Annotated in this window: 16 protein-coding genes; all 16 read right to left on the bottom strand. The window is 40.0% G+C overall.

From position 1 onward, the window contains the following. Positions 1-181: 181 nt before the first annotated feature. Positions 182-1,102, bottom strand: coding sequence for a class II fructose-bisphosphate aldolase (locus H0184_RS08725; RefSeq protein WP_221823459.1), 921 nt, complete (start codon positions 1,100-1,102; stop codon positions 182-184). A 29-nt stretch (positions 1,103-1,131) separates the two neighbouring features. Then, positions 1,132-2,637 carry an FGGY-family carbohydrate kinase gene (locus H0184_RS08720; RefSeq protein ID WP_221823457.1) on the bottom strand — a complete coding sequence of 502 codons (1,506 nt, stop codon included), beginning with the start codon at positions 2,635-2,637 and terminating at the stop codon, positions 1,132-1,134. Between the two features lie 33 nt (positions 2,638-2,670). Further along, complete coding sequence (locus H0184_RS08715; RefSeq protein ID WP_221823455.1) at positions 2,671-3,546, bottom strand: carbohydrate ABC transporter permease; 876 nt, start codon at positions 3,544-3,546, stop codon at positions 2,671-2,673. Beyond that, positions 3,543-4,505 (bottom strand): carbohydrate ABC transporter permease, encoded by a 963-nt coding sequence (locus tag H0184_RS08710; RefSeq protein WP_221823453.1) that lies wholly within the window; start codon positions 4,503-4,505, stop codon positions 3,543-3,545. The genes H0184_RS08715 and H0184_RS08710 overlap by 4 nt, the downstream gene beginning before the upstream one ends. Positions 4,506-4,576: 71 nt before the next feature. Continuing rightward, on the bottom strand, positions 4,577-5,914 hold the full coding sequence (locus H0184_RS08705) for an ABC transporter substrate-binding protein (RefSeq protein ID WP_221823451.1): 1,338 nt from the start codon (positions 5,912-5,914) through the stop codon (positions 4,577-4,579). Between the two features lie 244 nt (positions 5,915-6,158). Beyond that, positions 6,159-6,758 carry a YesL family protein gene (locus tag H0184_RS08700; RefSeq protein ID WP_221823449.1) on the bottom strand — a complete coding sequence of 200 codons (600 nt, stop codon included), beginning with the start codon at positions 6,756-6,758 and terminating at the stop codon, positions 6,159-6,161. Positions 6,759-6,841: 83 nt separating this feature from the next. Continuing rightward, complete coding sequence (locus H0184_RS08695) at positions 6,842-7,822, bottom strand: Gfo/Idh/MocA family protein (protein ID WP_221823447.1); 981 nt, start codon at positions 7,820-7,822, stop codon at positions 6,842-6,844. 314 nt (positions 7,823-8,136) lie between these two features. After that, positions 8,137-8,955, bottom strand: coding sequence for a sugar phosphate isomerase/epimerase family protein (locus H0184_RS08690; RefSeq protein ID WP_221823445.1), 819 nt, complete (start codon positions 8,953-8,955; stop codon positions 8,137-8,139). Between the two features lie 20 nt (positions 8,956-8,975). Continuing rightward, entirely contained in the window at positions 8,976-10,859 is a 1,884-nt protein-coding gene (locus H0184_RS08685; protein ID WP_221823443.1) for a beta-N-acetylhexosaminidase, read from the bottom strand. An 8-nt stretch (positions 10,860-10,867) separates the two neighbouring features. Further along, entirely contained in the window at positions 10,868-12,211 is a 1,344-nt protein-coding gene (locus tag H0184_RS08680; protein WP_221823441.1) for a GH1 family beta-glucosidase, read from the bottom strand. Between the two features lie 214 nt (positions 12,212-12,425). Further along, positions 12,426-14,579: a Sip1-related alpha-galactosidase gene (locus H0184_RS08675; protein ID WP_221823439.1), complete on the bottom strand. Its 2,154-nt coding sequence runs from the start codon at positions 14,577-14,579 to the stop codon at positions 12,426-12,428. 34 nt (positions 14,580-14,613) lie between these two features. Further along, positions 14,614-15,591: an ROK family protein gene (locus H0184_RS08670; RefSeq protein ID WP_221823437.1), complete on the bottom strand. Its 978-nt coding sequence runs from the start codon at positions 15,589-15,591 to the stop codon at positions 14,614-14,616. Beyond that, a complete protein-coding gene (locus H0184_RS08665) occupies positions 15,588-16,232 on the bottom strand; it encodes a D-sedoheptulose-7-phosphate isomerase (protein WP_221823435.1) in 645 nt (214 codons plus the stop codon). The genes H0184_RS08670 and H0184_RS08665 overlap by 4 nt, the downstream gene beginning before the upstream one ends. 20 nt (positions 16,233-16,252) lie before the next feature. After that, positions 16,253-17,530, bottom strand: a complete 1,278-nt coding sequence (locus H0184_RS08660) for a four-carbon acid sugar kinase family protein (protein ID WP_221823433.1) — start codon at positions 17,528-17,530, stop codon at positions 16,253-16,255. Then, a complete protein-coding gene (locus H0184_RS08655) occupies positions 17,527-18,186 on the bottom strand; it encodes a class II aldolase/adducin family protein (RefSeq protein ID WP_221823431.1) in 660 nt (219 codons plus the stop codon). Before H0184_RS08655 ends, H0184_RS08660 begins: the two co-directional genes overlap by 4 nt. Before the next feature lie 6 nt (positions 18,187-18,192). Beyond that, positions 18,193-20,622, bottom strand: a complete 2,430-nt coding sequence (locus H0184_RS08650) for an alpha-mannosidase (protein WP_221823429.1) — start codon at positions 20,620-20,622, stop codon at positions 18,193-18,195. Positions 20,623-20,634 lie beyond the last annotated feature (12 nt).

The following is a 20,634-nucleotide window of genomic DNA, read 5'->3' as shown; positions in this document are numbered from 1 at the left end:
GTAACTAAATCCTTGTAATTTGACTTATTTAAAGAAGTTAAGCGGAATATCTCCGCTTATATCTGCTTCTTAAGGTTCCTCTATAAACAATAGCCGGAAATTCTCCGCCTATGAATTCTCAACACTACACGAAAAACAACAATGAATAATACAGAGCCTTTTCTATAAAAGAACTTCTTATTTATATCTGAAAGCTTTCTGCCTGTTGGGCACTTCCAAGAAAGTACTGGATTTTTTCAATTACTGCAGCCTCAACTGCATTTTGGGCAATCTCTAACTGCTCCTTTGAAAGTGCTTTGCACTCCTCATTTGTCATTCTTTCTGTTCTTCCAAGAGAGTTTAAAAGTGCAAGTTCTAAATCGGTTGCGATATTCACTTTACTTATACCGCCGTTTGGAAGCATGGTCGCCTCTTTAATCATTTCAGATGGTACACCAGATCCTCCGTGGAGAACTAAATGAACAGGGGTTAAGTTTCTGATTTCCTTCAAGCGTTCAAGATCGACCTTTGGCTGTTTTACAAGATAGACTCCATGTGCCGTTCCGACTGAAACCGCAAGTGCATCACAGCCTGTCTCGTTCACAAATCGCAAGGCTTCTTTCGGATCGGTATAAAGCTCTTCATCATTGTCAGTTTCTACAAAATCAGTTGTTCCGATTTTCCCAAGCTCTGCTTCAACAGAAACACCTTTTGCATGTGCAAATTCAACCACTTCTTTACTTATAGAAATATTTTCATCCAGCTCTTTTTCAGAAGCATCGATCATGACAGAAGTAAATCCCGCTTCAATACAATCCTCAATTACGGAAAATTCCTTTGTATGGTCAAGATGGAGGACAACTGGCACCGTGATATTCTCTTCTTCCATTACTTTGTAAAATGTCTCGCCAAATTCAAACGGAGTAATACCATAACGAATTAATTCTTTTTCGGATATTTGGACAATTAAAGGAGATTTTGTCTTTTCTCCTGCCCGTAAAACCGGACGAATCATCGGAGTATATCTAGGTGAGAAGGAACCGACTGCATAGCCCTTTTTTTCAGCTTCTATCAAAACTTCTTTTAACGGCAGTACATTTATTAGATTAATATTCTTTTCCATAACCTTGTCCCCCTATGATTATTTTTGATTTAAACACTCTTGTGAAAATTTTGATAAAAGTTCCGTAAATGCAGCTGAAGACCCATATATCCTTCTTCGTACAATCGTTTATATTCATGATGGTACTGCTGATTAGGTATTATTTCTTTAGGATTAGTAAATTGAATTGCCTTTGCAGCCTCTTCTTCATCTTTATATACACCTGAGCAAATCCCTGCTGTTATTGCGGCTCCAAGCAGGGTCGCCTCATTTATTTCCGGGACGGCCAAATGGCAGTTTGTAATATCGGATTTTATCTGCATCCAGTAATGGTTTTTTGTCCCGCCGCCAACAGAAATCATTTGATTTATGAGTTGTCCCGCTATTTTTTCAGCACTTCTGCGAATCGATTCCAGTTCATACGCAGTTCCCTCCATCATCGCTTTCAAAAGATCTTCACGTTTATGAGATGTCTTGAGACCGATGAAAGCAGCTCTTGCAAACGGGTCAGGCTGTGGGGAACCACTCCCAGATAAGTATGGATAGTATAGAATACCTGACGGCCCCTCTATTGATCGAGCTGATAGACTCATAATTTCATCATAGGACATTTTTCGATCCGAAAACTGATTTCTAAACCATTCAATTGAACCTCCTGAGGCTGAAATTCCTCCCATCCAAAAGAATTTATCCCTCACAACATGACATCCAAATGTAAGTCCTGATGCAAAATCCACTTCTGTAAGCTGCTTTTTCTCTATCGCACCAACAAGTGTTTCAGCCGTACCAATAGAATCAAATACACTTCCAGGGGTGACAGCACCAACGGCAAGGGCAGCTGCGAGGTGGTCATGACCTGCAACTGTAACAGGTATCCCTTGGGGTATACCAAGCTCTTCTAACTCTGTAGACAGAGTAATTCCCATTTTTGTTCCGCTGGGCAATGCCTCCGGGAATAATTGGTCCGGTAAATTGAAATGCCTAATCCAGTCCTGGTCCCAAGAAAGTTGATCAATTTGAAACGCATAGGTTCTTGCTGCTAAAGAATAGTCTGTTGCAAAATGACCGGTAAGCTTATAGGCAATAAAGTCTGAAGCCGACAGCCAGACTGCATCGTCCAAAATGTCTGTTTGCTGCTTTCTTAAGTGGATTATTTTTGCAAGTCCATATTTATAGCTGCTATGGAGACCCGTTTTCTGAAAGCGATGTAAAGGACTATCCTCATTAGCAATTTCCTCCGCTTCACCTTCAGCACACCGGCTGAACCAAGGAATGAAATTGGTCCTTGGTTTACCAGATTGCCTGTCCACCAAGAGACCAGTTTCCGCCATACTTGTAATGCCGATAGCCCATACTTTCTCATCACAGCAGAGCATAACTTCCTTTAAACATCTTGTAATATTTCCCCATATTTCATCAGGCAAATAATACGGTTCTCCTTGCTTGTTATAATGGGTAATGGTTGGGGAGACATCTATCTGAATCTGTGATCCATCATCTCTAAATACCCCTGCCTTACAATGAGTGGTCCCAATATCAATCCCAAGTAATGCCATTAACTAAACAATTCCTTCCTTTATAGGTTCAAATTATCCTTTAGATCCGGCTGTTAAGTTCATTCCTTCTATAAAGTAACGCTGGAAGAAGAAAAAGATTGTGATGACCGGAAGCAGTACCATAAGCGAACCTGCCATTAAAAAGTTCCATTGAGTATCATTTTGACCTTTAAATATTTGCAATCCCAATTGCAGCGTATAGAGAGATTCATCATTTATGTATAATAATGGACCAAGAAAATCATTCCATGCTCCGTTAAAGGAAAAGATGGCAACAGTGGCAATCGCCGGTTTTGCCAGTGGAATAAATATTTTCCACCATATATAAAGATGATTAGCTCCATCAATTTTAGCTGCTTCAATTAATTCATTCGGTATCGTCAAAAAGAACTGTCTAAGCAGGAAAATATTAAAGGCACTTCCAAAGAAAGCGGGTAGAATTAACGGTAAATAAGTGTTTAACCATCCGAGCTTCGCATAAATCACATATTGCGGCACTAATGTAACAAATCCAGGAATCATCATCGTTGCGAGGACGCATGCGAACAAAACATTTCGTCCTTTAAAATGGATTTTTGCAAATCCATAAGCAATAAACGAGTTGGCCACAACATTTCCGATTACAACAAAAACAGTGATAAACAGTGTATTTAAGGTATATTGCAAAAATGGACCTTTTTGCAGGGTTATTAAATAGTTCTCCCAATGCCATTCTTTCGGTATAAAGGTTGGCGGATAGGTCATAATTTCTTTCATATCCTTTAAAGAGGTGGCAATCATCCACCAAATAGGAGATAAAATTAACAGACTTCCTAGAATGAGAACGATTAGGACTATGGTTTGTCCAGTTTTTTTCTTGAAGTTTGCACTTTTAAAATAATTTTCCTTTGTTTGGGCTGCTGCACTCATTTCCGATCCTCCCCTTCATAATGAACCCAGCGTGGGGCAATCTTTAGGTTGAAAACTGTTAATACAAGGATAATGATGAATAATACCCATGACATGGCCATCGCGTAACCCATATCGAAAACCTCAAACGCTTTGTTCCACATATGCAAATTGAAGAATACCAGTGAATTGGCCGGTCCTCCATCGCCACTTTCACTCATTACGTAGGCTTCCTGGAAAATCTGGAAGGCGCCAATTGTACTTGTCACAAGATCAAAAAAGATAACTGGGGTAATCATTGGTAATGTAATATGGAAAAACTTTCTGAATGAAGTAGCCCCATCAATCTCAGCTGCTTCATATAAGGACTGTGATACACCTTGAAGACTTGCTAAGTACAAAAGCATTCCGCCGCCGACACTCCACATTTTCATGAAAATCAGTGCGTTCTTTGTCCATGAAGGATCTGTCAGCCAAGCAGGGCCATCAATTCCTACAAAGCCCAGCAGTGTGTTTACCAATCCGGAGGAAGGACTTAAAAGCTGCATCCAAAGTAAATAGACCCCTACACCGGATAAAACTGCCGGTAAATAAAATATGGTTCTAAATACTCGCATTCCCTTTATCCCTTGATTTAAAAGAACAGCAAGCATGACAGCCCCTGCTGTCGTTAGCGGTACAGAGATTACAACAAAGTAGAGTGTGTTTTTCAGTGAAAGCCAAATGATTGGGTCATTTGTAAACATTTTTTTGAAGTTATCGAGACCGATAAAATCCATTTTTGAAGTGATGTTGAAATTGGTAAAGCTTCCATAGAGGGAAAATAATAGTGGTCCAGCCATAAAAAACAGAAAACCAATGATCCACGGTGCTATAAAAAGATAACCCTGCAAACCTTCTTTTCTCTGTAATGAAGAACTTGCTTTTTGTTTTTTATATTTCTTTGTTATCTCTGGTTTATTTATTACAATTCGTTCCATCTCGTTCATCCCTTCTTCCAAGGTTAAACAATCAGGGAGCGAATTAAAGTCACTCCCTGAACAATTTACTGTTACTTTTTGTTTGATTTAACCAATTCTTCTACTGCTTTTTGTGCTGCATCCAATCCTTCTTTAGGAGACTTTTTCCCTAATAGAACCGATTCAATTTCAGGCTGAATTAAATTGATATAGTCAGGTGCTTCGTTAGGTGTTGGAGTAAGTAAGGTTTGTTTCATATTCTCAGCAGCTTCAGAATAAACCATCTTTCCTTCCTCTGAAAACTCTGCACTGCCAGCAGCTTTTTCTGCTGCTTCTTTGTTCGCAACAACATCAAAGTTCTTCACTGCCCAATATTCCTGAGCCTGAACATCTGTTAAGTATTTTAGGAATTCCCAAGCTTCATCAGGATGTTTTGCTCCTTTAGGAATCTCAGCGACAAAGCCGCCGCCCCAGCTTGAATTACCGCTTCCTTCTTCCATTGCTGGCAGCGGCGCAACACCGAAGTTCATACCGTCACCGTAATCTCTTATTTTCGTGAAGAAGTTTGCATTATCAGTAGTAATAGCTAATTTACCAGCAACAAATGGATCTGCAGTTTGCTCACCAAACTCAGCCTTAAAGCTGTTAATCGTTTTATCGCCGTAATAGTCATAATAGTTTTTCATCCACGTTAAGGCTTCTACGTTCGTTTCATCATTGATAATGGCTTTCTTTGCATCAAAATCCCAATATCCTTTTCCATCAGCATTGATCATCCAGACATCTGCTCCGATTCCCTGATTAGGCAGGTAACCGATTCTTTCGTATTTATCTCCCTTTTTCACATCAAGCTTTTTACCCATTTCTTCTAACTCAGCCCATGTTTTTGGAGGTGTATTAGGATCAAGACCAGCTTCTTCAAACATATCTTTATTCCAGAACATTAAACGTGTATCTGTGTTGAAAGGAAGTGCGTATGGGTCCCCTTCATACAAACTTGCATTATATAATTCTGGGTAGAAGCGATCCTTCACTTCTGGATCCTGTTCTAAATACTTTGCAAGATTCGTATTTTGATTGTTTTGCGCACGGTGGCCAACTGCATTAATGTCGTTAATGATTAAGTCCGCAGGATTTCCAGCTGCGATTGAAGCTAAGTTTTTAGTCCAAACATCTCCCCATGGAAGATATGTATGTTTGACTTCAATTTTATCTTGCGATTTATTGAAATCATCGATAATCTTTTCAATGATTGGCCTGCGTGTTTCAGAACCCCAAAAGGTCCAGAAATCAATAACCACTTTTTCACCGTCTTTCGTTCCGCTCGACTTTGACCCGCCTGATTCCTTGCTAGAACAGCCAGCCAGAATCAAAGAGAAGCTTATTGCCAGAATTAACAGCGACACCAATGTTTTTCTTACTGTCTTCATTCATTTTCCCCCTAAATAGATTTATTCTTTTTTGGTCACAACCCTCACAAACTACTAATCTATATTTCTTAGAGGCTTATGGAATTACATTGTTTCTTGGTGTTTTGTTGACGTTTGTTGTTGTATGTTGTGGACTTATTACTATTATTATATGAATCCGCTTTCACGTCAACTGATTTTTGAAAATTCCATTAATATTTTTTGGCTATTTTCTTAAAAAAGACACAATTAGTAGTCAAAACACTTAATTAACCGCTGCTTCCGGCAACGAAATAATGATAAAATGCGCAGAAATCGTGCTAATTAATGCTATTAAACTAGCAAATATTAATAATCCGACACCTGTTGCAAACATAAATAGTAACAAAACCAACAAGAAACCACACGATGCCAAAAATGTGATAATAGGGTTACGGATTCCCAGCATAAACGAAAAGAATAGGGTCTTATACCATGGATACTGAAAACGCAGATAAACGGGAAAACTATAGGCCACGGCAATTAAAAATAATAAGCTCAACAACAATAATGCATAGCGAATAGTCACAAAGATTTCAGAAACCGCATTTCTTAGAATCAACAGGTCCAATACTAGTAAACACCCAACCAACATTATGGAGAGTCCAAGCGGGTAGCTTTTTAGAAATAATCTCTTAAATTCACTGACATAGACTTTAAAATCTGGCTCATGCTGGTCATTCCTGACCCATTTGTCCATTACGCTAAACATTGAAGCCGTTGCAGGGATTATGGTAATAATCGGTAATGAAAACAATATCCAGAGTGCGTTTAAGTATAATAGTCTCCATAGCCACTCCATTAAAAAAGTAAGCGCTCTGCCCATATCACTTTCTCCTTTACATGTAATTATAGAGAATGCCTGCGGACACCTTATAAGCAGTCTCGGCACTCTCTTAAGTGACACTCCTATTCATTTACTATTTTATCTGCCTCAAGTACCTTTAGTGCGTTGAGGGAAACTGATAGAGATTGAATGCTGTCTTTATAGGTTGCCAGGACAAAAGCGGGATTTTTCTCTTCAATGGCCTTTGCGAATGCTTCCAGTTCAAGCTGATAGAGTCCATGGTCCTCCGCTTCAAAGAACACTTCTACACCCTCCACCTTACCGCTTACACTTCCTTTAACAAGGTCAAGTGTTACATGCAGCTGGTCGGAAATCATTTCTATTTGCGTAAATACATCCGGATAGGACCATGTATGGGTATGATTTTGTAATACTCCATTTTGGTATTTCATTGATAGGGTAAAGCTATCCTCAACCGTAAAGTCCCCTTCTTTTTGAACAACAAGATTGCCTTGGAAACCAGTTACTTCGTCTACTTCCCCAAGCAGATAGCGAGAGAGATCAAAAATATGAATTGCCTGATCAAAAACTGGCCCTCCTGAAATTTCCTTATTAAAAAACCAGCGCGGCCAGTTTGGGCGGAGTGCTAAACCATCAAGCATGGCACTGCGGACCCATGCAACCCTTTTGCCTTTAATAAGTTCTTTTAAAAAGGCGACAGCAGGACTGTATCGGTACATAAAGCCAACACTGTTAATCACTCCAGTACGTTCTAATATCTCAACAACCTTTAGGGCCTGCTCGAGATTTTTCGCAGGCGGTTTTTCAATAAAACAATGAATTCCCCTTTCCGCCGCTTCACGCACAAGAAATTCCCGCACTTCTGGAGGTGTACAGATAATGACTCCTTCTGGCTTACTTTCTTCAAGCATTATCACATAATCAGAAAAACCCTTTACACCAAATTTAGTTACGGCTTTTAAGAGAGTTTCTTCATTTAATTCACAAACACCCACGACTTCAATTCCAGCTATCTTCTGCATCGTACTTAAATGCCCCTGGCCCTGCCAGCCTGTACCCACTACTGCAATCCGTACCATCATTTCACTCCTCATCGTTTTTTGGATAGGCTCTGTTATTATTCATTATTGATTTTCGTGTAGGGTTGAGGATTCATAGGCGGAGAATTTCCGGCTATTGTTATATTGGAACCTTAAGAAGCAGGTATAAGCGGAGATATTCCGGCTAACTGCTTCAAATAAGACAAATTACAAGGATTTGAATACAATAAGCGGAAAAACTCCGCCTATTTTCAAGGAAATAAAGGTATTTCCCAATTTAAACGGAAATTCTCCGCTTATGTTCCAAACACAGTGAAATCAACATTCAGTTTTACAGAGCCTTTGGATAAAAGGAATTAAAGCATTACCGACTGGGAATCAGTCTTTTTTTCATCTATTAAACTCTTAACCCATTGAAGTGCATGGGCGCAGTCTTCAGTCGGATCATACTCCCCCGTTTCCTGCTCGATGGATACTGTCCGGTCATAGCCAATTTCTTTTAGTGCATAAACACACTCTGCAATACCGGCTATCCCCGTTCCCAGTGCGACAGGATCATGTTTGCCTGCTTCTCTGACATCTTTTAAATGTACATTAAGTAACGAATCCTTTAATTGCAGAATCGCTTCAGATGCAGAAAAACCCTGTGTTCCATACCAACCTGTATCAACCACAGCACCAAGTAAATCACCATAATCACCGATGATGGCTTTGATTTCATCGGGATGCTTTTCTGGATGGTTCTCAACGCCCACCTTGATTCCAAATTCTTTACATAAACTATATATAACAGGAGCAGACTCTTTGGAAATTCCGCTTGTAATCAAGTCAATTCCCAGCATTTGAGCTGTCTCAAAACATAGCCTTGTCCATCTTGGATAATGGATTGGATCACCTAGCGAACAAGAATAGGAATAGACATTTAAACCATAGCTCTGCCATATTTTCTTTAATTCTTCTGCAAAATAAGGAGTCATAAATTTAGGAAAGGCATGTCCCATCCATAGTTCCATATTTTGAAAGCCCGCACCTTGTATATCCCGGCAAATGTTATTGAATTCAGCTAAGCTAAAGGTTTCAATTACTTTGCGCTCAGCTTCTCCCCATGCTTCCACACTTGACTGATAGTTCGTTGCACGAGCAAAATAATTTGCAGTTTGAAAACCAATGATCATTCTCTACACCTCTATAAAGTTTATCCGGAAAATGTTCCAGCAGTTACAATCCGATGGTACGAATTTCTTCCTAAAGCACCTTCAGGCATTTTCCATGGTGCATCATGGTAAAGCCTCTCGACTTCTAACTCTTCAAATCTGTCAATCTCACCATTAAGCCACTGGTCAATTCGATACTCTGCTGTTTCTAACCTTGAGAGTATTCCTCCATAGCGAATATCAATAATTTCCCAGCCAAATGGTTTCATTGTAGAAAACCATAGGGAACGATGGAGTTTACGTAAATCATCTACCATATCACGTAATATTGGCAGCTCCATTTTCAGGTCTGTTAATCGATGATTATCATTTTGGTCAAAGGCATCCTTTAATTTGATGCCTATGTCGGCTTTCATACTCAATACATGAGCCAGCTGGGTATAAAAACTAAAAATGGCTGACCAGCTTGTATTCCTGTCTTTTGCTCTTTCCAAGACCAAAGCCAAATTTGCGTAATGTTCACGTAACGGCAAGGAACGAATATTCTCATCGTATAAACCGAGTAAAACATCCTGCCATAACAAAAACTTAGATGGATTTGATTCATGCAGGTTATCTTTAGAAACACCAGGTGTCTCATCAAATTCATTTAAGGCAACAAAATCATCCCAATTTCCGCCGGTGCAAAAATTGAATCGTTTAGCTAACTTCTCTTGACTCACTTCACTGGCATAACCGTGTTCAGCATATAACTGCAAACCAGCCAATCCGGTAAATGGATGTGTTTCTGCTCCGTTATCGCCCCACATGGTTGCAAATACCTCAGTGATTCCTTCCTTTTTACAAGCTTCTAAAGCGGCGTTTGTTGTAACGATTGTTTTTCCATAGTTCGGAGCAATGCCATTCCATGTCCATACGCCGCCGGCGAAGATAGGCTCTGAGCCAAATTCTTTATGTTTTTTCAAGAATGTTCGGTAAAACTCTTCATCACTATGATAATAATCCCAATACACAAATTGGACATTGCCCGGCATAGATTCAATAACATCCTCAGGAATGTCCACATTCAAATCATAATAATTCCCTGATTTGGAGCCCAGTCGAAAATACATATCGCTCCAAATCATCGGTTTTAAGTCTAACGTTTCAGCGAGTGATACCACCCTGTGAAGATGCTTATTCATAATATCAAAACGTTTTTGATATCCATGCTCCTCTAAATACTTTCCTAAGCCAAGCTGATGTGCTTCGTCCATTCCAATATGGATACGCTTACTCTTGAATGGACGTGAGGCAGCTTTTAACAACTCCTCAATAAATTCATAGGTTTCATCAAGATCTGCTAACAAAATATCAGCAGTATCTCTTATTTTTGATGCATAATTCCACTTCAAAGCCTCTGTTAAATGGGCGAGTGTCTGAATACATGGAATCATTTCAATGCCTAAATGCTGCGCATATTCATCACAAGCTTGTAATTCCTTTTCGGTATATCGGCCGCGCATATACCCGAAATAGGGATATTTCTCAACTGTGAAGGTATCCTCTGTGTACATCATGACTATATTCAAACCCATTAAAGCCATTTTTCGTAAAAGAGTATAAATCCCGTCTACGGTCATTACAGCATTACGCGAGCAATCTACCAACACACCATTTGTTTTAAATTGCGGTTCTTCACTTATTTCAAATTGATTACGCTCCTCAAACTCCTGCAGCCACAATCCTAATGCACGAAAAAAGTGTATTTTTTCTTGATAGCGAATTACTCCAGAGTCTTTCTTGCAGGCAGCCATTAATGGACCTGTCATTTGTTCCACAGTGATAGGAATTCCATCTTCCGTTTGCTTGATATCTAACTCTCTGCAAATAATTTCTATTCCTTGTTCAAGTCCCTGCAAATCACCACTAAAGTGAATATTCATCGTAACACCTACAATTCAAACCAATGGTTTTGATTCAGTTTCTTGTACCAGAAATAGCTGTCTTTTTTCGTACGCTTCAATGTATGATAATCAACATGAACAAGACCAAACCTCATACTGTAGCCATAAGACCATTCATAATTATCCATCAATGACCAAACGCAGTAGCCTTTTAAATTCACACCCGATGCCAGCGCACGACTAATCTGTGTTAAATGCTGCTTTAAGTATTTGATTCGTTTATCATCAATAACACGACCGTCGACTGGATCTTGATTATACGTTGCACCATTTTCTGTGATGTAGACGGGCACATCGCCATATTTATTTTTGATATCCACCAGCACCTTGTAAAAAGCATCGGCATAGATCGTAAACCCGATGTCTGTTTTATCAAATAAACCATCCAGATGTTCACAATCAAACGTTCCATTTCCTTCTTTATAGCGCGAAACATTTCCTGTATAAAAATTGATTCCTAAAATATCAATAGGCTGCGAAATGATTTCCATATCGCCTTCCTGAATATTTACTTTTGCCCCTTTTTTTGCAAACCAATCTACTAGAATTTGCGGATAGCTGCCTTTAAATACTGGGTCTAAGAACCACTCCATAAACCATGCTGAAATCCGCTTACAAGCCTCAACATCTTCTGGTTGATTGCTGAAAGGTTCATACCATGTAACATTTGGCGCAAATCCGATTTCTCCAGGAATACCTAGTTCTTTAAATCGCTTTACAGCTCGTCCATGTGCGAGCAAAAGGTGATGGGCAACATCAAGGGATGTTTGAAGATCTTTTTCCCCTGGAGCCTGTTCGCCAACGAAATATCCTAAAAAGGAAACACACCACGGTTCATTAATCGTTAACCAGGATTTTATTTTCCCTGAAAACTCACGGAATAATAAATCGGAATACTCAACAAAAGCTTCAATGGTTTGTCGATTCTTCCAACCGCCCTCATCTTGGAGAGATTGCGGTAGATCCCAATGGTAGATGGTACAAAGAGGTTCAATTCCGTTTTCTATTAGTTTATCGACAAACTGATGATAGTGGTCCAGCCCTTTTTGATTGACTTCACCTCTTCCGTTCGGAAAAATCCTCGGCCATGCAATGGAGAATCGATAAGTATTCACACCTAACTCTTTTAATAATGCAATATCTTCATCCATACGATGATAGCTGTCACAAGCAGTATCACCATTGTCTCCATTTAGGACCCTGCCAGGAATTCGGCTATAGGTATCCCATATAGACATACCTCTGCCATCTTCGTCATAGGCACCTTCAATTTGATAAGATGCTGTTGACACTCCAAAACGAAAATCTTTAGGGAAAGTAATGGTTGCCATGCTTTCTACCCCTTCCTTTCATAACCTTTATATTCTTCTTGAGATAACTTCATTTTCAATAGCCTGATCCGCAATGTGGTAACAAGCACCTGAGCTCTTTTAGTGAGGAGAACTCCTTGTTTGGGAACGTTCCCAAAATTAAGTCTCTATTCTAAAAGATCAACCGGAATTCTTACTTCATACTTGTTTTTTTCACATTCATACCTCCTTCACCTTAGTCTTTTATCACTACTTCTAGAAGCACTTCACCCTCAATGTTTTGACAATCAATACTATAAATAGACTGGTTAACAGCATCCACTTCGATTGGTGCCGCTACACCATTAACGGTTGCTTTTAATGGCTGCGTTTCAGACAAGAATGCAAATACTCCGCCTTCTTTTAACCTTTGCTTCAACCCTGTCTCCGTGCACCAACTATTTTCTATTGCATGATTGCAAATAAACTTATTGATAAGTCCAATCGGCGTGATTGAATTCTTTACCGGTATTAGAAGGTATACTGAACTGCCATTTTCACCTAATTCGATATTGATTACTTCGTCTTTTTTCAGCTTCCAATGTTTCTTTGTTAGGACATCAAAGAGGATAAACTCTTCACCTATTAAATTGGGTACATCCTTTGGACCAATAGAGCCTCTAATAGGTTCATTTCCTTCAAATATATTAAAAGCTGCGACAACGCCTGCCCCTTTACTGGTGTTCCAGATTTTAAGCGGCACCTTTGTTTTGAAAGGATCATTAAATAAGCAATCCTCTGTTGGCATCCCAGGCTGGTCACAGCGAATAATTCGGCCATCCTTGTAAATCAGCGGCCAAATCATTTCTGGATTCGTGCTATCAACAGCATCACTGAAATAAATGGGACCGCCGCTTATGACGCGCAAAATCATATTCTGCTGATCATCATGGTTTTTCGTCCAATACATATCCCAGTCGCCCCAATAGAAGGCACCATGATAAAGGGAATTATAGGCATTTTGCAGCGCATGTTCTTTAAAACCATTCAATTCCTGCGGGACAAAATCATCGCTGTTTCGTGAAACAGCGGAGTATGGACGATGCCAAATATTTTCCTCTGCCATTCCCATACAATTGATAACCGTATTATTAAAATGCAAAGAACAGGACGCTTCAAGTGCTGTGTGAGCTCCACTGGCAGCCTCACCAACTGACTGGTTATGAGCCATAAAGTTTGAAATGGCACTTTGGCTGTCTACCTTAACAAAATCGATTCCATCTTTTTTAAGTTTTGAATGCCAGGCATGCCAAAAACCAAAGCCTGCTTCCGCATTAGGGGATGGGATTAAACTGCCATTTTTCGCTTGGTATAAATGCTTATCTAAAGATTTTGCTAAAGAACTATCGGGCGCAATTCCTTCCCAATACCCTGCAAGTGTGTGCCAAACACCTACCCAGTTTACCCCATACTTCTGTTTAAGGGAGGATACAGTACTGGATAGTCCACTAGGGAATTTCGCTTGATCAGCATCAAAGGATTGAAGCTTTCTTCCACTCACTTCTGACCAGCCATCATCAATCATCATCCATTTAACAGGAAGATTTTTTTGCTGCAGCTCTTCTGCTTTCGTAAGAATTCCTTCCTCATTGACTTCATGATAAAAGGCATCCCAGCTGCACCAGCCTAAATAATCTAGTATTTCTGGATAGCTCTTTTCTTCTCTAGAAAGGACACTTTGCCCACAGAAATTTAAAGCAGTCTTTACATTGTCATTAACTAATTGGAAAGGGTCTTTTGATGCTCCAAGAATAAAGGCAAAGGTACTAATCTGGTTATAACCTCCATGAAATGGAGAAACAGAAATCTGCAAGCCCTTTTCAGTTCCAGCTAAATCTGTCCGCGCTTCTTGATCGCACACAGGAAGCAGATGATAATAATGATGATCACCTTTTAAAAGCAAAGATTGTGTTCGTTCAGGCACTTCCTTGATGTTGTTCGTAAAAAATGGGCGGGTCCACCAATCTTTATGCTGATAGTTTGCCATTGCCTGATAATCATCCATAAGGTTAGCAATTCTGATGTTAATTGCTTGCTTTGGAGAGAAATAAGCTTGTTTTTTAAACAATTCATCATTTTTAATTGCTGCATCAACAAATGTGGTTATAAAAGAATCATAGCAGCGGAATGTTACTGCAGCGGTTACACTTTCCACCTCATCACTATACTGATATCGATATTCCTTATAGGTGCCGAGGCGGTCTTCTGCTGTACTCTCTGAGGAAGATTTGAAACCTAAAAATAAATTTGAGTGAGAATCTATATTTACCGAGACTTGGATTCCTGATAAAATCCTTTGATTATGAAAAAGAAAATCCAGCTCGTCTTGTGTTTTTTCGATTTGAAACATAGTATGACTCCTTTAGTCTTTTTTTGGGCTTGACCTATCCTTCGAGTTCAAGTGCATATTTGGCAACAGAGAGAGACGCTAGGTCACCCACACTTTCTTTTAACCCTGAAGGAACAACCTCACAAACCTCCAGTGAGAAAGGGAGGGCTTCTTTCCGCAGTTCTTCCATCACAATCGGTTTTAATAAAGCCTCCTGCCGTAAGTAAATGCTGCCGATAATAATTTTTTCGGGATTAAGCATATCGATTAATAACGCTAAGCCTCTCCCTAATTTCTTTCCGACAAGCTGATAAACCTGATTGGCCAGCTCATCCCCGGCATTTGCAGCATCAGCAACACTTTTTGCTGTGATCTCAGCAATTTCTTCCATTGAAGAACAAATAGCGGTGCTCATTCCTTGATTAAACCACTCTTTAACCATCATCTGAGCTAAACGGGCAATACCTCCGCCGCTGCAATAGCCTTCGAATGATCCAGCCTTTCCGTATCCGATTGGCCCATCCTGTTCCAATCGAACATGGCCGACTTCACCAGCCATATCATTAGTACCCGTATACAAGCGGCCATCCAATATGAAACCTGCACCCATTCCCGTACCAAATGTTAGAAAGACCATATTCTGTGTGCCTTTACCTGCGCCCCACTTCCATTCAGCCAGACCGCAGGCATTGGCATCGTTTTGGACTGAAACAGGGACTTGGAAACGATTCCTTAGCGGTGTTAATACATCAATCTTATCCCAGTTTGGTAAATTAGGAGGTGATAAGATGAGACCTTTCTTACTGTCAAGAGGACCGCCACAGCTTATTCCAATTGCTGTTAAGACATACTCTTTCTGTTCAAATAACATTTTCTCTAATGCATCCATCATTTCCGACAAAGCCTTTTCGGGTGTATCAGGAGTAGGAAAACTTTGTTTTGCTAAAATCTGAATTCCATGCAGATCTTCTGTACCAACTACTACAGCACACTTGGTTCCACCGATATCTAAACCTGCTAGAACGGGCTTCATCCAAAGAACGCCTCCTCAAGCATGATGCAAAGGGTGTGGTAAATAGGCAGATGTCTTTCCTGAATATCTGGTGTGCTATCGAAAGGAACACATATGGTGATATCACAAAGCTCTTTTAAAGCCCCGCCGCTTTTACCTGTGAATCCGATCGTTGTTAATCCAAGTGCTTTTGCCACTTTTACAGCATGGTTAATATTGTTGGAATTACCTGAAGTACTAAAGCCCAAGAATACATCGCCAAGTTTTCCGTAACCGTAAACCTGCTGTGCAAACACCATATCAGGAGCAACATCATTGGCAAAGGCTGTCATAAGTGCCGAATGGCTGACAAGCGAGATAGCAGGGAGTGCCCCTTGTAAATTCTCACCAAGATAGTCACTGCCATCTGCCGCTTCCCTTAACTTTGCTTTGACTGTTTGAGGCAAAGGCCGCTTCGACATAAACCCCTTCATTAATTCACCAACAACATGCTCACAGTCGGCTGCACTGCCTCCATTCCCAGCAAGCAGCAGTTTTCCATTTGCTTCATACGACTTTTTAATCGCATTAAAAGCTTCCATAATACTATCCTGACATTCTATTAACTCTGGATATTTTTCAATTAGCTTTTCTAATTTAGCATTTTCTAATTTAGCATTCATTGTGACATCCCCTATTAAGATCATTCATTTTCCTTAAGGTGCTCAATCGCCTTTGCAAAGAAGTCAGGACTCCCGAAACTGCCTGACTTTAAAACAAGCATCATGGAGGGCTTATTTAAGCTCAAACATGAGGGAAGACCAGGTTCAATTTCCTTCCAGACTCGAAGTCCTTCAATCCCAAGCCTGCTGCAGACAGAAGCAGAGGTTTCACCGCCTGCTATTAACAGGCGATTAGCATTTGTCCTTTTTACTGTTTCATCGACTACAAACGCTAATGATTCCGATACGACCCTTGAAATCTCTGTATTCGAATAACCTAAACTTGCAGCAATTTGCTTTGTTACTTGTACTACTTCAATGTCATTTGAAGAGTGCACCAGCACATCTTCCCCTTTTGTTAAGCAGGTGACAAGCTTCTTAATAAGCTCTTCTATATGGACATCTCTTTGCCCAGAAAACAATTTACGTGATTCCAATTCCAATACTGGAAGTCCTCTGTTCTTCATCTCTTCTACTTGCCTAAAGGTCTGGGGCATTAAACTGCCAGCGGCACATAGTACTCCTGTATCTAATTTTGGTAATTTAATAGATTGTTGTTCCTTTAAACCTTGATTCATTACGAGTGCTAATTCTTCTGCAATGCCTGATGCACCGCAGATAATCTTTTCTTCCTTGATGGCACTCGCAATAATTTGTAAAGATACCTGGTCTCTAACATCAATCAACAAGTAATTGCACTTTGTTCGCATTACTTCAATTTCTTGTTTAAGTATTTCGCTGCCTTGTTCAACGATATTGACATCCACAAGTGCTACTTTTCTTTTTGTTTGTGATTGTAAAATCTCAACCAGATTAGATTCCTTCATCGGATGTACAGGGTCATGACGAAACTCAGAATCTGCTAATTTTTTTCCACGAACATAATGCTGGCCATTTATCGTAGTTCTGCCGTTTTTTGGGAAACCAAGTACCACAACAGCAAACTCACTTTCTAGCGCATCGAGCATCGCATCAAATTCAGCACCAATATTTCCACGAAAAACCGAGCATGTTTTATTAAAAAATTGTTCACAGCCAAGCCGCTTAAGTTTTTCTGTGCTCGAAAAGACCTTTTCATAGGCTTCATCATAGGAATCGAGACGAGAATTCGTATCGATGATTAACACATCTGGTGGGAACGTTCCCATTTTTGATTGTAAAAATGGATAAGGATAGACATCTGCCCGCCAGTCTGCTTTCGCATACATGATCCCAATATCGTTTGCCCCTGTAATATCATCCGCAACAATTCCAATCAATTTTCCCACTTCCTTCTCGGCTTGTATCCTGAATCATGCAGAAAACTTTGTATCACATTTTCAGGTAGCTCTTGAAGTGCAATTCCGGAGCTGCGGGAGATGATATACATACGGCATGCCATTTCTAATGTTTGCAGTGCCATTTTCGCTTCCCTTATGCTGGTATCATAAACAAGAACACCATGGTTTTCTAATAAAAGAATGTTGGCGTTTTTCGCCTTTTCTCGAACCAGTTCACCTAATTCAATGGAACCAGGATGTGCATACGGGACACGTTCAATCTTTTCTAAATAATACATCCCTTCAACAAACCATCCAGCAGGTATGTCGTGTTTAGATGAAGCAATCAGCGTACTATATAATGGTGAAGCATGTAGTACCGCTCCAATTTCTGGCCTTGTTTCATAGATTGCTTGATGCATGGGTACTTCTTTCGAAGGCTTGGGACCGAAACTAGATCCCCCGGAAACTCCTAAAGAGCATTGTGCAAAATCCTCTGCATCTAAATCTCCTAAATAGGTCCCGCTGGCTGTAATAAGGAAAGAATTATCCTCTGTTTTCGCACTGATATTACCTGAATTTCCCCAGGCTAGGTCATATTCCATCATGAACTTACCTGTTTCCTGCAATTGCTTTTTTAGTTCTAGCAGCTTCATATCGATCTACTCATCCCATTCAATTAGATTCGTTTCCCTAACTGGCTTTTCGCTATCCTTAGGGATTCGGAAAGTTTTTATTTCTGAAGGTTTAAAGGATGCCTTAAAGGAACGATTAAATTTCGGCAAAGTGATTTCAACCTCTGCTGCGACCTTATTCGTTTCATACGCGCGAATAATCAAATCTTCATTGTCTTCTGCTTTCTTGATTGTACTGATAAGCACATGATTGGCACCATTTACATTCACATAAGAATCTGTTTGTGGTAATGAACCTTTATGGAAGGTTTCAATAATAGAAATTGGTTTACAATTTAACTCCGCTGCTCTTTTCGCTGTTTCCGCATCTTCCCAGCTTCCTTCATGCGGCAGTAACGAGTATTCAAAGCGCTGAATTCCTTGATCGATAAACGTATATTCCCCGTCCTCTTCTGGTACAAGCGGATCATGATGAGCATAAATTGGACTGCGTAATACCGTTAAAGAAAGTTCCTTATTATGGATACTGTAACTATATTTTGCATCATTCATCAAACTCAAACCGTATACGCCCTCGTGGTTTGGACGAACGCCAGTTACATCCACCCAGCTTTGACCTGGTTCCTCTTCGCCATTATGCTCCCGCTCAATGGTTCCATACGGAATTTCATATGTTTGTTTCCTAAAGATAGAATTAATAGGGAAAACAAGCTTTAACATCTTGAACTTTTCACGCCAATCAACCGTAACCTTTACATCAATCTGATTTTTCTCTTGATACATGGTAAAGTCCTGAATCAATATAGAGCGCCCGTACTCACTTTTCACTCGAATCACAGATTTAACGGGTCCATGCTCTGCCAGGTAAATCTTCGTAGCTTTAAACTCGCCTAATCTATCATTAAAATGGAGTGTATCATGGCTCCAAGTATCTGTTTTGTCATTCAGGACCATCGGAATTGCAGCAGGACCTGAAAAAACTTCATGCTCTACTTGTTTATCATATAAACTCTTAATCCAGCCTGTTTCGGAATCAAATTCGATTCTAAAACGTTCATTTTCCATGGAGTAATACCCTGCATTAATTGGTTCACCCACTGGTGTAACGGTGCTTAGTTCAGTATAAAGTTTGTACACACGATATCCCATGGCCGGTAAATCAGCCAAGAAGTTTAAGCGCCATCTTCCACCTGCTGTTGCTTGTGACTGTACGGTTTGAAAGGGAACAGCATTTCCTTGATCATCCACTAAAACGGAGGTTGATTTAAAGCCGCCAATTTCAATTTCTACATTCACTTTGCTTTCCCATGCATGCGGGTTAAAGACAACAATGGGTTTCATTCTTTCATCCTGTTCAATATCAATCTTCCATGAAATCGATTGAACTGCATTATTTAATGCCCTGTCAGCAATCGCGATCGCTTCACCATATAAATTCCTTGCATCTTCATAGGCTGGTTCAATACTTGTACCCGCTAGAATGTCATGAAATTGATTAAATAAAATATTTTTCCATGCCCGTTTAAATTCAGCTGGATAGGGTTGTCCTGTTAACCAAGAAGCAAGGGCCGAATATTTTTCTGCTGTCATTACGATATTTTCTGCTTTACGATTGTATTGCTTCACACCAGAATGAGCAGCATAGCATCCGCTTGCATGGTGCTGCAGATCATCATGAACTACAGGTAAATCATTTGTATTTTTCATTTTTTCAAAATATTCATCAGGTGATGAGATTGTTAGATTAGGAAGACTATCATCCTTATTCAATCGATAGATACTCTCAATGTTTTCCTTCGTTGGTCCGCCGCCATGGTTTCCAACTCCATAGAAAATCATTAGATCATTGACATTTCCTTTGAACTCGCCTTTACTTCTATGGACAATTCGATCAAGCTCTTTGCCCCATGAATTGTATTCCTGCATAATTCGGAATGCCAATACACGTGTGCCATCATCTGATTCCCACCAAAAGAGTCTGCCCGGAAGACCTTTTTCATTTGGTGCTGGCCGCATAAAAACGTAAGAGTCCATTCCACTTTTCTTTAGAATTTGTGGAAGCATGCCGTGATGACCAAAACTATCAACATTGTAGCCAACACGCGCTGTTACACCAAATTTCTCTTGAAAATAATGCTGACCGTATAGCCCCTGACGTACAAACGACTCTCCATTAGGAATATTGCAATCTGGCTGAATCCACCAGCCTCCGACTATCACCCAGCGGCCTTCTTTTACCCGCTCTTTGATTTCAGCAAACATTTCAGGATCATTTTCTTCTACCCATTCAAACATTGCTGCTGAACTACAGGTGAAAATAAAATCTTCATATTCCTTCATTCGGTCCAGTGCTGAACGAAATGTAGCTTTTGTTTCTTGAAATCCCTCTTGCCATTGCCATAGCCAAACTGGATCTAAGTGAGCATTACCAATCATATGAAATGTTTTATCCTTCATTTCCTAAAACCC

It is taken from the genome of Neobacillus niacini (genome assembly GCF_019749295.1).
In the GTDB taxonomy this organism is placed as follows: domain Bacteria; phylum Bacillota; class Bacilli; order Bacillales; family Cytobacillaceae; genus Neobacillus; species Neobacillus niacini_D.
The sequence above is the reverse complement of the archived record's forward strand: the minus strand, read 5'-3'. Positions and strand labels throughout refer to the sequence as shown.

Excerpts from the sequence above, each read along its gene's own strand:
- H0184_RS08650 (WP_221823429.1), bottom strand. The coding sequence starts at position 20,622 with ATGAAGGATAAAACATTTCATATGATTGGTAATGCTCACTTAGATCCA.
- H0184_RS08700 (WP_221823449.1), bottom strand. The coding sequence starts at position 6,758 with ATGGGCAGAGCGCTTACTTTTTTAATGGAGTGGCTATGGAGACTATTA.
- H0184_RS08725 (WP_221823459.1), bottom strand. The coding sequence starts at position 1,102 with ATGGAAAAGAATATTAATCTAATAAATGTACTGCCGTTAAAAGAAGTT.
- H0184_RS08720 (WP_221823457.1), bottom strand. The coding sequence starts at position 2,637 with ATGGCATTACTTGGGATTGATATTGGGACCACTCATTGTAAGGCAGGG.
- H0184_RS08710 (WP_221823453.1), bottom strand. The coding sequence starts at position 4,505 with ATGGAACGAATTGTAATAAATAAACCAGAGATAACAAAGAAATATAAA.
- H0184_RS08680 (WP_221823441.1), bottom strand. The coding sequence starts at position 12,211 with ATGGCAACCATTACTTTCCCTAAAGATTTTCGTTTTGGAGTGTCAACA.
- H0184_RS08705 (WP_221823451.1), bottom strand. The coding sequence starts at position 5,914 with ATGAAGACAGTAAGAAAAACATTGGTGTCGCTGTTAATTCTGGCAATA.
- H0184_RS08675 (WP_221823439.1), bottom strand. The coding sequence starts at position 14,579 with ATGTTTCAAATCGAAAAAACACAAGACGAGCTGGATTTTCTTTTTCAT.
- H0184_RS08670 (WP_221823437.1), bottom strand. The coding sequence starts at position 15,591 with ATGAAGCCCGTTCTAGCAGGTTTAGATATCGGTGGAACCAAGTGTGCT.
- H0184_RS08695 (WP_221823447.1), bottom strand. The coding sequence starts at position 7,822 with ATGATGGTACGGATTGCAGTAGTGGGTACAGGCTGGCAGGGCCAGGGG.
- H0184_RS08655 (WP_221823431.1), bottom strand. The coding sequence starts at position 18,186 with ATGAAGCTGCTAGAACTAAAAAAGCAATTGCAGGAAACAGGTAAGTTC.
- H0184_RS08665 (WP_221823435.1), bottom strand. The coding sequence starts at position 16,232 with ATGAATGCTAAATTAGAAAATGCTAAATTAGAAAAGCTAATTGAAAAA.
- H0184_RS08685 (WP_221823443.1), bottom strand. The coding sequence starts at position 10,859 with ATGAATATTCACTTTAGTGGTGATTTGCAGGGACTTGAACAAGGAATA.
- H0184_RS08690 (WP_221823445.1), bottom strand. The coding sequence starts at position 8,955 with ATGATCATTGGTTTTCAAACTGCAAATTATTTTGCTCGTGCAACGAAC.
- H0184_RS08715 (WP_221823455.1), bottom strand. The coding sequence starts at position 3,546 with ATGAGTGCAGCAGCCCAAACAAAGGAAAATTATTTTAAAAGTGCAAAC.